Origin of the sequence: Actinomycetospora sp., assembly GCF_036497245.1 — a bacterium.
Lineage (GTDB): Bacteria > Actinomycetota > Actinomycetes > Mycobacteriales > Pseudonocardiaceae > Actinomycetospora.
Genome location: NZ_DASXJS010000140.1, coordinates 1 through 14,550, shown reverse-complemented (window position 1 = coordinate 14,550; position 14,550 = coordinate 1). Strand labels below are relative to the sequence as shown.

Annotated in this window: 12 protein-coding genes; 8 read left to right on the top strand and 4 right to left on the bottom strand. The window is 72.1% G+C overall.

The genetic code is table 11. The annotated features are described in order from the left end of the window. Positions 1-3 precede the first annotated feature (3 nt). The 8 genes from VGI02_RS14780 to VGI02_RS14745 are packed head-to-tail and all read left to right on the top strand — an operon-like array spanning position 4 to position 10,828. Positions 4-1,602, top strand: a complete 1,599-nt coding sequence (locus VGI02_RS14780) for an acyl-CoA carboxylase subunit beta (protein WP_331628153.1) — start codon at positions 4-6, stop codon at positions 1,600-1,602. Between the two features lie 35 nt (positions 1,603-1,637). After that, positions 1,638-3,608 (top strand): ATP-binding protein, encoded by a 1,971-nt coding sequence (locus VGI02_RS14775; protein WP_331628178.1) that lies wholly within the window; start codon positions 1,638-1,640, stop codon positions 3,606-3,608. Next, a complete protein-coding gene (locus VGI02_RS14770) occupies positions 3,605-5,239 on the top strand; it encodes a class I adenylate-forming enzyme family protein (protein WP_331628152.1) in 1,635 nt (544 codons plus the stop codon). Before VGI02_RS14775 ends, VGI02_RS14770 begins: the two co-directional genes overlap by 4 nt. Next, positions 5,236-6,009, top strand: coding sequence for an enoyl-CoA hydratase/isomerase family protein (locus tag VGI02_RS14765; protein ID WP_331628151.1), 774 nt, complete (start codon positions 5,236-5,238; stop codon positions 6,007-6,009). The genes VGI02_RS14770 and VGI02_RS14765 overlap by 4 nt, the downstream gene beginning before the upstream one ends. Beyond that, entirely contained in the window at positions 6,006-7,520 is a 1,515-nt protein-coding gene (locus VGI02_RS14760; RefSeq protein WP_331628150.1) for a class I adenylate-forming enzyme family protein, read from the top strand. Before VGI02_RS14765 ends, VGI02_RS14760 begins: the two co-directional genes overlap by 4 nt. Further along, a complete protein-coding gene (locus tag VGI02_RS14755) occupies positions 7,520-8,281 on the top strand; it encodes an enoyl-CoA hydratase/isomerase family protein (RefSeq protein WP_331628149.1) in 762 nt (253 codons plus the stop codon). Before VGI02_RS14760 ends, VGI02_RS14755 begins: the two co-directional genes overlap by 1 nt. A 4-nt stretch (positions 8,282-8,285) precedes the next feature. After that, on the top strand, positions 8,286-9,119 hold the full coding sequence (locus VGI02_RS14750) for a TIGR03084 family metal-binding protein (RefSeq protein WP_331628148.1): 834 nt from the start codon (positions 8,286-8,288) through the stop codon (positions 9,117-9,119). Continuing rightward, a complete protein-coding gene (locus tag VGI02_RS14745; protein ID WP_414638278.1) occupies positions 9,116-10,828 on the top strand; it encodes an acyclic terpene utilization AtuA family protein in 1,713 nt (570 codons plus the stop codon). The genes VGI02_RS14750 and VGI02_RS14745 overlap by 4 nt, the downstream gene beginning before the upstream one ends. 7 nt (positions 10,829-10,835) lie before the next feature. Here VGI02_RS14745 and VGI02_RS14740 read toward each other — a convergent pair whose 3' ends face one another. From VGI02_RS14740 to VGI02_RS14725, 4 genes are all read right to left on the bottom strand, one after another. Beyond that, complete coding sequence (locus tag VGI02_RS14740) at positions 10,836-11,270, bottom strand: GlcG/HbpS family heme-binding protein (protein ID WP_331628147.1); 435 nt, start codon at positions 11,268-11,270, stop codon at positions 10,836-10,838. Positions 11,271-11,293: 23 nt separating this feature from the next. Continuing rightward, the gene (locus VGI02_RS14735) at positions 11,294-12,052 is read right to left on the bottom strand and encodes an SDR family NAD(P)-dependent oxidoreductase (protein ID WP_331628146.1); all 759 of its coding nucleotides are present in this window, start codon (positions 12,050-12,052) and stop codon (positions 11,294-11,296) included. Positions 12,053-12,096: 44 nt separating this feature from the next. Next, complete coding sequence (locus tag VGI02_RS14730; protein WP_331628145.1) at positions 12,097-13,239, bottom strand: LLM class flavin-dependent oxidoreductase; 1,143 nt, start codon at positions 13,237-13,239, stop codon at positions 12,097-12,099. A 168-nt stretch (positions 13,240-13,407) separates the two neighbouring features. Next, positions 13,408-14,415: an AraC family transcriptional regulator gene (locus tag VGI02_RS14725; protein WP_331628144.1), complete on the bottom strand. Its 1,008-nt coding sequence runs from the start codon at positions 14,413-14,415 to the stop codon at positions 13,408-13,410. Positions 14,416-14,550 lie beyond the last annotated feature (135 nt).

Below are 14,550 nucleotides of genomic sequence, written 5' to 3'. Positions count from 1 at the left end.
GCGATGGCCGTCCTGAACTCACTCCTCGACACCTCCTCCGAGACCTACGTCAGCAACCGCAAGACCCAGCTGGAGAACATCGCCGCGCTCGACGGGCAGCTCGAGCTCGTCGTCGCCGGCGGCGGGGAGCGCTACCAGCAGCGCCACCGCGACCGCGGCAAGCTGCCGGTCCGAGAACGGCTCGCGCTGCTGCTCGACCCGGACTCGCCGTTCCTCGAGCTCTCCGCCCTGGCGGCCTGGGGCACCGACTTCACGGTCGGCGCGTCCATCCTCACCGGGATCGGGGTCGTCTCCGGCGTCGAGTGCCTGATCATCGGCCACGACCCGACCGTGCGCGGCGGGGCGATGAACCCGTACTCGCTGCGCAAGACCCTGCGCGCCCTGGAGATCGCCCGGACCAACCGGCTGCCGGTGATCAACCTCGTCGAGTCCGGCGGCGCCGACCTGCCGACCCAGGCCGACCTGTTCGTCCCCGCCGGGCGGATCTTCCACGAGCTCACCGAGCTCTCCTCGATGGCGATCCCGACGATCGCCCTGGTGTTCGGCAACTCCACCGCGGGCGGGGCGTACGTCCCGGGCATGTGCGACTACGCCGTGCTCGTCGACCAACGGGCGAAGGTGTTCCTCGGTGGCCCGCCGCTGGTGAAGATGGCGACGGGCGAGGAGTCCGACGACGAGTCCCTCGGCGGCGCCGAGATGCACTCGCGGGTCTCGGGGCTCTCGGACTACTTCGCCGCCGATGAGCACGACGCCATCCGGCTGGGCCGCGAGATCGTCTCCCGGTTCCACTGGCGCAAGCTCGGCCCACCACCCGCGCTGAACCCGGCCGGGCCGCGCTACGACCCCGAGGAGATCCTCGGCCTCGTCCCGCCCGACCCGAAGGTGCCCTTCGACCCCCGCGAGGTGCTCGCCCGCACCGTCGACGGCTCGGAGTTCGACGAGTACAAGCCGGTCTACGGGACCTCGCTGGTCACCGGCTGGGCCAGCATCCACGGCTATCCGGTCGGCGTCCTCGCGAACCACCGCGGCGTGCTGTTCAGCGAGGAGGCCAAGAAGGCGAGCGAGTTCATCCTGCTGGCCAACCAGACCGACACCCCGCTGGTCTTCCTCCAGAACACCACCGGCTACATGGTCGGCAAGGACTACGAGCAGGGCGGGATCATCAAGGACGGCGCCAAGATGATCAACGCGGTGACCAACAGCAAGGTCCCGCACCTGACCATCAACATGGCCTCGTCCTTCGGCGCCGGGAACTACGGGATGTCCGGCCGCGCCTACGACCCACGGCTGATGTTCGCCTGGCCGGGCGCGAAGCTCGCCGTCATGGGCGCGGCGCAGCTCGCGGGGGTCATGTCGATCGTCGGGCGCGCCTCCGCGGCGTCCCAGGGCAAGTCGTTCGACGAGGAGGCCGACGCCGATCGCACCCGGACCATCGAGGCGCAGATCGAGGCCGAGTCCCACAGCTTCTACGTCTCCGGCCGGCTCTACGACGACGGGATCGTCGACCCCCGGGACACCCGCACCGTGCTCGGCATGTCGCTCTCCGCCGTGCACTCCACCACCGTCGAAGGCCGCCGCGGCTTCGGCGTCTTCCGGATGTGAGCACCGTGAACACGAACCCGTCGCTCCCGCCCAGGATGATCCAGAAGCTCCTCGTCGCCAACCGCGGCGAGATCGCCTCCCGCGTGATGCGGACCGCGCACGCCCTCGGCGTCTCGACCGTCGCGGTGTACTCCGACCCCGACACCGACGCCCCCTTCGTCGCTCTCGCCGACGAGGCGGTCCGCCTGCCCGGCGCGACGCCGGGCGAGACCTACCTGCGGGGCGACCTCGTCATCGCGGCCGCACGGGCGACCGGCGCGGACGCGGTCCACCCCGGGTACGGGTTCCTCTCCGAGAACGCCGGATTCGCGCGGGACTGCGCGGCGGCGGGGCTGACCTTCGTCGGCCCGAGCCCCGACGCCATCGCCGCCATGGGCTCCAAGCTCGAGGCGAAGGCCCTCATGGAGGCCGCGGGCGTCCCGGTCCTCCCGGGCGCGACCGTCGACGAGGACACCGACCTGGGCGGGGTGGCCGAACGCATCGGCTTTCCGGTGCTGGTCAAGGCGGCGTTCGGGGGCGGCGGGCGCGGGATGCGGATCGTGCGCGATCCCGGTGAACTGGCCGAGGCCGTGGACGGCGCCCGCCGTGAGGCCGCCTCCGCGTTCGGCGACGGCACCGTGTTCCTCGAGCGGTTCGTGGAGGACCCGCGCCACGTCGAGGTGCAGATCGTCGGGGACACCCACGGTGAGGTCGTCCACCTCTTCGAGCGCGAGTGCTCCATCCAGCGCCGCTACCAGAAGATCGTGGAGGAGAGCCCCTCCCCCGCGGTCGACGACGCGCTGCGCGCCGAACTCGGGGAGGCCGCCGTCTCGGCGGGCAAAGCCATCGGCTACACCGGGGCCGGGACCGTCGAGTTCGTCATGGACCAGAAGGGCGAGTTCTTCTTCCTCGAGGTCAACACGCGCCTGCAGGTCGAGCACCCCGTCACCGAGCTGGTCACCGGGCTGGACCTGGTGGCGCTGCAGCTGCGGGTCGCCGAGGGGCACGAGCTGCCGGCCGAGGTGACCGGCGCCCGGATCGACGGGCACGCCATCGAGGTCCGCCTCTACGCCGAGGACGTGCCCGCCGGCTACCTGCCCGCGACGGGCACGCTGCACCGGTTCGCGATCCCCGCCCTCGCGGGCGTGCGGGTCGACGCCGGGGTGACCGACGGCTCCGTCGTGAGCCCGCACTACGACCCGATGCTCGCCAAGGTCATCGCCCACGGCGGGACCCGCGCCGAGGCGGCCCGGACCCTCGCCCGCGCGCTGGCGCAGGCGGGCATCCACGGCGTGACGACCAACCGCGACCTGCTCGTCGGCATCCTGCGCGACGACGAGTTCCTCGCCGGCGGCACCGACACCGGCTTCCTGCCCCGGCACCCCGAGCTCGTGACACCGGGGCCCGACGACGGCGAGCGGGTGCGCGCCGTCGCGGCCGCGCTCGCCCGGCAGGCGGAGCACCGCGCCGAGGCCCAAGTCCTCGGCGGGCTGCCCTCGGGCTGGCGCAACGTCGGCGGGCCCCCGCAGACCGTCGCCTACGCCGTCGGCGACCGGACGCTCGAGGTCACCTACGCGTTCCGGCGGTCGAGCCTCGACGTCACCGTCGACGCCGAGGCGATCGAGGTCGACCTGCTCGCCGCCTCCCCGGGGCAGGTGACGCTCCTGCTCGACGGGGTGCGGCGCACCTACGGCATCCATCGGGCGGACGGGGAGACCTTCGTCGACGGGCCCGACGGATCCACCGCGTTCCGCGACGTCCCGCGCTTCGCCGACCCGAACGCCGTCGCCCACGCCGGGTCACTCCTCGCGCCCATGCCCGGGACGGTCGTGCGCGTGCTCGCGGACACCGGCGCGTCGGTCACCGCGGGCGCGGCGCTGGTCGTGCTGGAGGCCATGAAGATGGAGCACACGGTGGCGGCACCGGTGGACGGCGTGGTCACGCGGGTCGACGTCGCCCCCGGCGACCAGGTCGAGACCCGGCAGGTGCTCGCCGTCGTGGAGGAGCCCGAGGAGGCCGCCTCATGACCGCGGGCGCGGCGGTGGCCCCGGGCGCGGCCGTGAGCACGGACCTGGCTGCGGATGCGGGCGGGACGACGGTCGACGCACTCTTCCGCCGGGCGTTCCGGGTGTTCGCCGACCGCGTGGCGGTCACCTCCGACCAGCCCGACGAACCGTCGTGGACCTACCGTGAGCTGGGCGAGCGCACCGATCGGCTCGCGGCCGGGCTACACGCGTCCGGTTTGCGGCGCGGGGACCGGCTCGCCGTGCTCTCCGAGACCCGGCCCGAGTACGTCGAGCTGTACACGGCCGCGGCCCGGCTCGGCGTCGCCCTGGTCACGCTCAACGTGCGCCTGCACCCCGACGAGCTCGCCGCCGTCGTCGCCGGCGCTGCGCCCGCCGCGCTGGTCACCTCGGGGTCCCTTGCGCCGAGCGCCGAGGCGATCCGGGGGCGGGCCCCGTCGGTGACGGCCTGGTACTCGCTCGACCCCTGCCCCGGATTCGACGAGGTACCCCGCTCCGCCGCGCCCGCTCCCGAGCCCGCGGCCCGGCCCGACGACCTGCACGTCGTGCTCTACACGTCGGGCACCACCGGACCGCCGAAGGGCGCGATGATCACCCAGCAGGCCGCCGCGATCCGCGGCCTGCGCCTCGCCCAGTGGTTCGGGCTCACCCCCGACGACGGGTTCATCGGCTGGCTGCCGATGTTCCACTGCGCCGGCGACGAGTCCCTCTACGGCACCCTGCTCACCGGCGGCCGCTTCGCGTGCCTGCGCCGCGCGGACCCTGCCCGGATCCTCGACCTCGTCGAGCGCGACCGGCTGAGCTGGACGCTGCTGCTCCCCGGGGTGATCACCGACGTGCTGGCCGAGCCCGTCGGCGAGCGGGACCTCGGCTCGTTCCGCTTCGCGATCGGCTACGCGAACATGATGCCCACGGTGGTCGAGAAGCTCACCGCGAAGTACGGCATCCGGTTCTGCGACGCCTTCGGCCAGACCGAGACCAGCTATGTCCTCGCGCACGGGTTCAGCGGTCCGGGCGAGACGCCGCACCTGCGCAAGACCCCCACTCCGCTGGTCGACGTGCGCATTGTCGAGGCGAGCGAAGCGACGGGGGATGGACATGACGCCGAGATGAACGAGGTCGGGGTCGGCGAGCCCGGTGAGTGCGTCGTCCGGGGACCGGGCCTGATGTCGGGTTACCTCGACGATCCGGCGGCGACCGCCGAGGCGTTCCGCGGCGGCTGGCTGCACACCGGCGACGTCCTGGCCCGCGCCGAGGACGGGACGCTCGCGTTCGTCGACCGCGTGAAGTACCTGATCAAGACCGGCGGCGAGAACGTCTATCCCGCCGAGGTCGAGCTGGCGATCTCGGGCCATCCCGGCGTGCAGGAGGTGTGCGCCTACGGCGTGCCCGACGAGCGCTGGGGCGAGGCGGTGAAGGTCGCCGTGGTCCGAGCGCCCGGCCAGGACGAGGACGACCGTGGCGTCACCGCGGCGGACATCGTCGAACGCTGCCGGGAGCGGCTCGCCGGGTTCAAGTGCCCGCGCTACGTGCAGTTCCTCGACGCCGCCGACCTGCCGCGCAGCACGACCGGCAAGCTGCAGCGCCACGTCCTGGCCCTCCGCGGCGCCGACGACGCCGAGCGGGTCCGATGAGCGCCGGGATCACCGTCTCCGACCGGGGGCCCGTCCGGATCCTGTCCGTCGACCGGCCCGACCGACGCAACGCGCTGCGCACCGACACGGCGGAGGCACTCGAGCTGGCGCTGCGCGCCGCGGCCGACGACGACGCCGTCCGGGCGGTCGTGCTCACCGGGACCGGCGGGCACTTCTCGGCCGGCGGGGACGCGGGATCGATTCTCGAGCACATCGCCGAGGACGACCCGGCGCTGCTCGCCCTGATGCGGGCCTTCCACCGGCTCGTCGTGGAGCTCTGGGAGTCGCGGCTGCCGGTGGTCGCCGCGGTCTCGGGGGTCGCGTACGGCGGGGCCGTCAACCTGGCCCTCGCCTGCGACCTCGTGGTGGCCAGCGAGGACGCCCGGTTCTGCCAGGTGTTCGTCCGGCGCGGCGTGGTCCCCGACGTGGGCGGCGCGTGGCTGCTCCCCCGGCTGATCGGCCTGCAGCGGGCGAAGGAGCTCATGTTGCTCGCCCCCGAGATCGACGCCCGGCACGCCGAACGGCTCGGCCTCGTGAACACCGTCGAGCCCGACGCCGAGGCCGCCCTCGAGCGCGCGGTCGCCCTGGCCGAGCAGCTTGCCGCGCTGCCGCCGTTCACCGTCGCGCTGTCGAAGAAGCTGCTGAACCACTCCGCGGACGACGACCTGCGCGGGTCCCTGGAGCGCGAGGCCGTCACGCAGGCGGCCGCGCTGCGGTCACGGCCTGCGGTCGAGGGGTTCGAGGCGTTCCGGAAGGGGACCACCCGATGAACATCGCCACCCTGCTGCGGCGTGCGGCGCGGGACCACGCGGACGACGTCGCGCTCCGGCTCGCCGACGCCGAGATCTCCTACGCGGGCTTCGCCGAGCAGGCGGCCCGCTTCGCGGCCTACCTGCGCGCCACCGGCGTCGCCGAGGGTGATCGGGTCGCCGTCTTCGCGCCCAACTGCCTGGAGTACCTCGTCGCGCTGCTCGGGGCCTGGCAGGCGGGGGCGGTCGGGGTCCCGCTGAACCACATGTTCCCCGACGCGCCGCTGCGCCACGCGATCACCGACTCCGGCGCGGTTCGCCTGATCGCCCCGCCCGGGGACGTCGACCGCGTGACGACGGTGCTCGACGGGGCCGGGCCCGAGATCCTCACCATCGGGCCGGGCGGGGGCTTCGAGCAGGCGCTGGCCGCCCATGAGCCCAGCGGGGACGTCGTGCCGCGGCTGGACCGCGACGACGCGCTGATCATGTACACGTCGGGGTCGACGGGCGTGCCCAAGGGCGTGCGCCAGACGCACCGCAACATCACCGCGCAGGTCGACGGCGTGATCGACCTCTACGCCCTGACCGGCGAGGACCACGTCCTGAACTGCATGCCGATGTTCCACGTCGGGGGGCTGCAGCTGGCGAGCCTGCCGGTCCTGATGCGGGGCGGGCAGATCACCTTCATGCCCCGCTGGGACGTCATCGCGTGGCTCGACCTCGTGGAGCGACTGCGCCCGACCTACGGCGGCCTGATCTCCACGATGATGATCGACGTCGGCAACCGGACCGTGCAGAGTCCGGTCATCCTGGACTCGTTCCGTATCTGCATGTTCGGCGGCTCCCGCACGCCGACCGCGGCGATCGAGCGCCTCGAGGCGGGCACCGGCATCCGGGGCACCGAGATCTACGGGCAGACCGAGCAGAGCGGGCTCGTCGTGACCTACCCGCCGGGCGCGGAGCGCCGGCCGGACTCGATGGGCAAGCCCCTGTCCCAGGTGGTGCGGACCCGGCTGGTGCCCGTTGACGGCTCTCCGGATCTCGCGCCGGGCGATGACGGGGTCGGTGAACTGTGGGTGCAGGGCGACGCGGTGACCCCCGGGTACTGGCACCTGGAGTCGCCGGAGCGGTTCCCGGTGTCCGACGACGGCGGGCGCTGGTTCCGTACCGGCGACCTCATGTCCCGCGACGCCGACGGCTACCTCTACTACGTCGACCGGATCGACGACATGATCGTCTCCGGCGGCGAGAACGTGTTCCCGCAGATGGTCGAGGAACACCTCGCCGACCATCCGGACCTCGCCGAGGTGGCCGTCATCGGCACCGCCCACGAGCGCTGGGTCGAGCAGGTGACCGCCGTCGTCGTCCCGAACCGTCCCGGGGTCACCGCGGAGGAGATCCACCGGTGGTGCGCCCAGCACCCCGACCTCACCGGCATCCACCGGCCGCGGCGGATCGAGGTCGTCGACGCGCTGCCGCGGACCGGCAGCGGCAAGCTCAACCGCCCCGAACTACGGAGGATCTTCCCCTGATGGATGTGGTGACCTACGAGGTCGTCGACGGCGTCGCCTGGCTGACGATCAACCGCCCCGAGGCCCGCAACGCGCTGAGCAAGGACGTGCGCGACGGGCTCTGGGAGGGGACGCACCGGTTCGTCGCCGACGACTCCGCCGCCGTCCTGGTCCTCACCGGCGCCGGGGAGAAGGCGTTCTGCGCCGGCGGCGACCTCAAGGAGATGGCGGAGACCTCCCTGGAGATCCCGCCGCCGGACTTCCTGCCCCAGTTCGGGCGCAACGTCGACGTCGCGAAGCCGACGATCGCCGCGGTCAACGGCGTCGCCTACGCCGGCGGGTTCCTGCTCGCGCAGCAGTGCGACCTGGTGGTGGCCGCCGAGCACGCCCGCTTCGCGGTCTCGGAGGTGAAGGTCGGCCGCGGGTCGCCCTGGGCGGCGCCGCTGTCCTGGCTGGTTCCGCCGCGGGTGGCGCAGGAGATCCTGCTGACCGGCGACCCGCTCGACGCCGCCCGCGCGCACGAGGTCGGACTCGTCAACCGCGTGGTGCCGGCCGCCGACCTCCGTGAGCGCACCCAGCAGCTCGCGACGCGGATCGCGGCCAACGCGCCGTTGTCGGTCCGGGCGGCCAAGCGCACGGCCTACCTGTCGGCCGAGCACCCGATGGCCGAGGCGTACCACCGCGCCGAGGAGATCTGGGCTCCGGTCTACCGGTCGGCCGACGCACAGGAGGGGCCGGCGGCCTTCCGCGACAAGCGGACGCCGGTCTGGACGGGGAGGTAGACCGATGCCGGTGTCGATGACGGCGCTGCTCGACGACCTCGCCGCCGAGTCCGCGCTGTTGCGGGACGTGCTGGCCGGGCTCGACGAAGCGACCTGGCGGCGAGCCACGCCCGCGGCGGGCTGGACGATCGCCGATCAGATCTCCCACCTCGCGTACTTCGACGACGTCGCCCTGCGCTCGGCGACGGACCCGTCCGCGTTCGACGCGGAGAAGGAGGCGATGGACGCCGACGGTGGCGTCGACCCGGACGCCATCGCGGCCCGCTTCCGGGACCTGTCCGGTGCCGAGATGCTCGCGTGGTTCGACGAGGCCCGGTCGCGGCTGATCGCCGGGTTCCGGGACGTCGAGCCGGGGCAGCGGGTGCCGTGGTTCGGGCCGCCGATGAGCGCGGCGTCGTCGGTGACGGCGCGGATCATGGAGACCTGGGCCCACGGCCAGGACGTGTACGACGCGGCCGGCGCGGAGCATCCGCCCTCGCCGCGCCTGCGTCACGTCGCGCACATCGGGGTGGGCGCGCGGCCGTTCAGCTACGCCGCGCACGCCCGGGAGATGCCGGTGACGCCGATCCGTGTGGAGCTCACGGCGCCGGACGGCTCCACCTGGTCGTGGGGCCCGGAGGACGCCGCGGACCGGATCACCGGGCCCGCGATCGACTTCGCGCTGCTCATCACCCAGCGGCGCCACCGCGACGACCTCGCGCTGACCATCGTCGGGGACGCGGCGACGGAGTGGGCCGAGATCGGGCAGGCCTTCGCCGGGAAGGCAGGCGCCGGACGCGCGCCGCTGCGAGACGGAGCGCCGTGGAGCTCGACGTCGGAGACAGGAGGCGTCCGATGACGCGCGCGATCCGGATCGGGAACATCTCCGGCTTCTACGGCGACCGCATGAACGCCGCCCGCGAGATGCTCGACGGCGGGGAGGTCGACCTCCTCTGCGGCGACTACCTGGCCGAGCTGACGATGTTGATCCTCGCGAAGGCCCAGGCCAAGGACCCCGACGGCGGGTACGCGAAGACGTTCCTCGCCCAGATGCGCGACATCCTGGCCGATTGCGTGACCCGCGGCGTGAAGGTCGTGTCCAACGCCGGCGGGCTCAACCCGGCCGGGCTCGCCGCCGCGCTGTCGGAGCTCGGTGCCGGCGCGCGGGTGGCGTACGTCGAGGGCGACGACCTGCGCGGGGCGCTCGAGGAGATCACCCCCGCCGTCGTCGGGAAGCCGGTCTCCGCGAACGCCTACCTCGGCGGCTGGGGCATCGCCGAGGCGCTGGCCGCCGGGGCGGACGTCGTCGTCACCGGGCGGGTCACCGACGCCTCCCTCGTCGTCGGGCCCGCCGCCTGGTGGCACGGGTGGGGACGCGAGGACTTCGACGCGCTGGCGGGAGCGGTCGTCGCCGGCCACGTCATCGAGTGCGGCCCGCAGGCCACCGGGGGGAACTACTCGTTCCTCGACGAGATCACCGACCGCCGCTATCCCGGGTTCCCGATCGCCGAGGTGGCCGCGGACGGCTCGTCGGTGATCACCAAGCACCCGGGGACGGGCGGGCTGGTCTCGGTCGGCACCGTGACCGCCCAGCTGCTCTACGAGATCGCCGCCCCCGCCTACCTCGGCCCGGACTGCACGACCCACTTCGACTCGCTCGAGCTCGCCCAGGACGGCGAGCACCGCGTCTCGATCAGCGGGGTGCGCGGGTCGGCGCCTCCCCCGACGCTCAAGGTCGCGCTCAACGAGTCCGGCGGCTACCGCAACACCATGACCCTGGTGCTGACCGGGCTCGACATCGAGGCGAAGGCCGCGTTCGCCGAGACGCTGCTGTTCGAGGTGCTCGGCGGGCGGGACCGGTTCGCCGAGGTCGACGTGCGGCTCCTGCGCTTCGACCGTCCGGACGCGCCGTCGAACGCCGAGGCCACCGCGCACCTGCGGGTCACCGTCAAGGACCCCGACCCGCGCGTGGTCGGCCGGGCCTTCTCCAACGCGACGATGGAGCTCGCCCTCGGCGGCTACGCCGGCTTCCACACGACGACGCCGCCGAGCGCGGAGTCGGCGTTCGGCATCTACCACCCGGCGGCGGTGCCCCGTTCCGCGGTGACGCAGACGGTGGTGCTGCCCGACGGCTCGCGGTCGGTGGTGGCCGACCCACCCCGCGTCAGCGATGCGGCAGGGCAGACGTTGGACGTCAGTAACTCCACATCCTCGCCTCCGCCGTCGGGCTCCACGACGCGGACCGCACTCGGCACCGTCGTCGGCGCCCGCTCCGGCGACAAGGGCGGGAACGCGAACATCGGGCTCTGGACCCGCACCGACGCGGAGTACGCGTGGCTGCGCGGGTTCCTGACCGTCGAGCGGACGCGCGAGCTGCTCGGCCCGGAGGTCGCCGAGCTCGATCTGGACATCTACGAACTGCCGAACCTGCGCGCGCTCAACGTCGTCGTGCACGGGATCCTCGGCGACGGCGTGGCGTCCTCGGTCCGGCCCGACCCCCAGGCCAAGGGGCTCGGCGAGTACCTCCGCAGCCGCGTCGTCGACGTGCCGGAGTCGCTGCTCGGGTGAGGCCCCGTCACCCGACGGAGAGACCGACCGCCTCCAGCGCTCCGCCGGCGACCTGCATGTCGTGGGAGTAGTGCCCGCCGCTGACGCCGATCCCGCCGACGAGGTCGCCGTCGACGGTGATCGGGTAGCCGCCGCCGAAGGTCACGAGGCGGTCGGTGTGCACGATCCCGAGGCGCAGGGGCTCGTCCTCCTTGATGAACTCGTGCCAGGCGTCGGTGCCGATCCCGAAGGCCGCGGCCGTGTACGCCTTGTTCTGGGCGATCTCCACGGAGAGCAGCGGTGCGCCGTCCATCCGACGGAACGCCTTCAGGGTGCCGTCGTGGTCGACGATGCTGATCACCATCGGCACGCCGATCTCGACGGCCTTCGATGCCGCCGCGTCGATCAGCTCCTGGGCGAACTCCGCGGTGACGGTCCGAATGCTGACGGCCCTCGTGCTCATGGCTCTCCTCGCGATGGGTTGGACTACTGCACCGACCAGCCGCCGTCGATGGTGATGACGGAGCCGGTCATGAACGTCGACTCGTCGCTGGCCAGGTAGACCGCCAGGCCGACGATCTCATCAGCACGCCCGAGGCGTCCGGTGAGGTGGCCCTGCTCGAAGCCACGCCAGATCTCGTCCCGCTCGGCGAGCCCACTGACGAAGTTGCGTGGCATCTGGGTGTCCACGACGCCGGGGCACACCGCGTTGACGCGGATGTTCCAGGGGGCCAGGTCGACGGCAGCGACCTTGGAGAACATGGCCAGTCCGCCCTTGGCGGCGCCGTAGGCCGCCATGTTGGCGAACGCGACCAGGCCGCCCACCGAGGACACGTTGATGATCGACCCGCCGTGGGCCTGCATGAGCGGGGCGATCTGCTTCGTCAGCAGGAAGACGCTCTTCAGGTCGACGTCGTGGACCCGGTCCCACTCCTCCTCGGTGGTCTCCAGGAGAGGCTTGCCGAGGATGATCCCGTGGTTGTTGTAGAGAGCGTCGACCCGGTCGTACCGCTCCCGGGCGGCGGCCGCGATCTGTTCCGTCCCGGTACTCGTGGACGCGTCGGCGGCGACCACCGCGAAACGGTCACCCGCGTCGAGCTCCTTGTCCAGCGCGGTCAGAGCGGCCTCGTCGACGTCTGTGCCGAGGACGTTCGCCCCCTCGTCGAGGAACGTCCGACAGGCGACCCGGCCCTGGCCGCCGGCCGCACCGGTGATGACGACGTTCTTGTCCTGGAGTCGCGCCATGGCGGATTCCTCCGATGTCTGTGCTGGTGTGGACGGGCCGGCGGTCAGTGACGCAGACCGGCCTCGCGGAGGAGTGGCATGACCTTCTCGCCGAAGAGGTCGAGCTCCTCGTGGTAGTCGAGGAATCCCATGATCATCCCCTCCATCCCGGCGTCGGAGAGCTCCTGGAAGCCCTCCACCACCTGTTCCGGGGTGCCGATCAACGGCATGCCGCCCCAGCCGGCGATGAACCGCTCCTGGAATCGCTCCAACTGGTCACCGAAGGACTGGCTCTCGATGCCGAGAATGCCCATCAGGTTGCGCGCACCCGGCCAGTCGCCCTCGTCGATGATCCGCTGGTGATCCCGTTTGGCCTCGGCCTCGGTGTCGCGGCACACCACGAGGCCGTAGGTCATCGTGCTGATGGCCCGCCGGTACTCCTCGCCGGCCTTGCGCTTGATGGCCGCGGTGTAGTCGGGCATGGCCTCGATATCGAGGGAGGCGAAGTTGATGTCGACGTACTTCGCCGAGAACTCGACGCCGGCAGGCGAGTTGCCGGCGCTGATGAGCACGGGACGCGGCGACTGGACCGGCTTGGGCTCGGACTCGCATCGGGTCGACTGGAAGAACTTCCCGTCGACGTCGAACTCGCCCTCCGCGGTCCAGAGCCGCTCGACGAACTCCAGCCATTCCGCCCCGTACGCATAGCGCTCGTCGTGCTCGAGCTGGCTCGCGCGGAACATCTCCATCTCCGGCGTGAACCATCCCATCACGATGTTCAGGCCGTAGCGGCCGCCGGAGATGTGGTCGACCGTGGTCGCCATGTTGGCCGCGACGATCGGGTGCACGGTCGGCACGTGGTTCGTCGTGAAGATGGTGATCTGCTCGGTCGCCTCGGCGAGCCCGGCGCCCCAGGTGAACGTCTCGAAATTGGTCCCGTTGAAGTTCACGTTCCCGCCGAAACCCTTCCAGCGCGCGACGGGCACCAGGGCCTCGAACCCGAGCCGGTCGGCCTTCTGCGCGATCGCCCGGGTGTGCTCCCAGGTGATCTCGTAGCCGGTCGGGGCATCGGTCATACAGAGCCCGCCGCTGCAGTTGGACCCGAACAGCCCGAGCTTCATGGGCTGGTCGTTGAAGATCGACGGGCCGGTGCGCGGGTGCTCCAACGGCAGGGTCTGATCACGGCCCCTGGTCACGGTCTGAACCATCGGTTTGCTCCTCCGACCCGGTGATGATGGCGCCGCGGGCGCGAGGGGCGGACCGGGAACGAGCCCCGCGGATGCCCTGCGAACTGCGTCACCGCTGGTCATGACGTTAGGGAGCGCGGCCCGACCGGGACAGCCGCGACGCGAACCGTCCCGGCCGGAACACGAACCTCACGTGTGGCGCAGCGTCGCCGAGGGAAGCTCGCCGTACTTGCGGCGATAGTGGTGGGAGAACCGGCCCATGTTGGCGAAACCCCAGCGCGCCGCCCGCTCCGTGACCGAGACGTCCTCGGAGCAGCCCGATTCCAGGTCGGCGCGCACCCGGGCGAGGCGCACGTCCCGCACGTAGGCGCTGGGACTCATGTCGAGGTGCCGGGCGAAGCTGATCTGCAAGGTGCGTGCCGTGACCCCGGCCTCGCGGGCCAGCCGCGACACGCTCAGCTCTTCGTCGACGTGGCCCTCGACGAAGTCCATGACGCGCCGCACGACCGCGGGCTGGTCCCGACCGGGGGTCTGGCGCAGCTCGTCGCTGTAGGAGTTCCGCACTCCCAGCAGCAGCGCCGTCAGGACGTAGGACTCGACCTGTTCCCGAGCGAGAGGCGCGTCGAGGAGGCCGCCGGACCGGTCGATCTCCGACTGGAGGAACCGGACCGCGGACAGCAGACGCGCCCCGGGCCCGGTGGTCAGGTCCATGGTCACGTCGAAGTCGATCGTCGAGGCGACGGGTCGTCCCAGCAGGCCGCCGAGGTGCTCCTCGAGCGGCCCCCGGGGGAACTTCATCACGTACTGCGTCGCCTCCGGTGTCCATGACACCGTCGAATCCTCGGACGGGAGCAGGACCACGCCGTTGTGCAGTCCGGAGGTGACCACCCGGTCCTTCCCGCCGCGTCGGGTCGCCGTCGTGGTCCCGGTCAGGGTGAGGTTGACGTGGTAGCAGTGCAGCAGAGGAGGCAGGGTCAGCGTCGCGTCGGCTCCGTAGACCAGATATCCGAGGGTGAGCTTCGGCGATGCCACGACGTTGAGCCGCGCGTCGAGCGGACGCCCACCGAGCGAGTCCAGCTCGTGCGGGACGTACACCTCGGTCACGACGTGGCGGGCCTCGTCGACGTCCCCGGTCCGCATGATCGCGTGTCGGGCGAGGGGGGCGGCGGAACGCGGAACGGAATCGTCGACGCGCACGTTGCCCACCCTCCACCGCTGCTCTGCACCGAGAGCGTGTGTCCGACAACCGTGGCACCACGATCGGGTGAGAGCAAGGAAGCGTCAGGGACCTCAGTCGGCGGAGCCGAGCACCTTGCCGCCGAAGCGCACCAG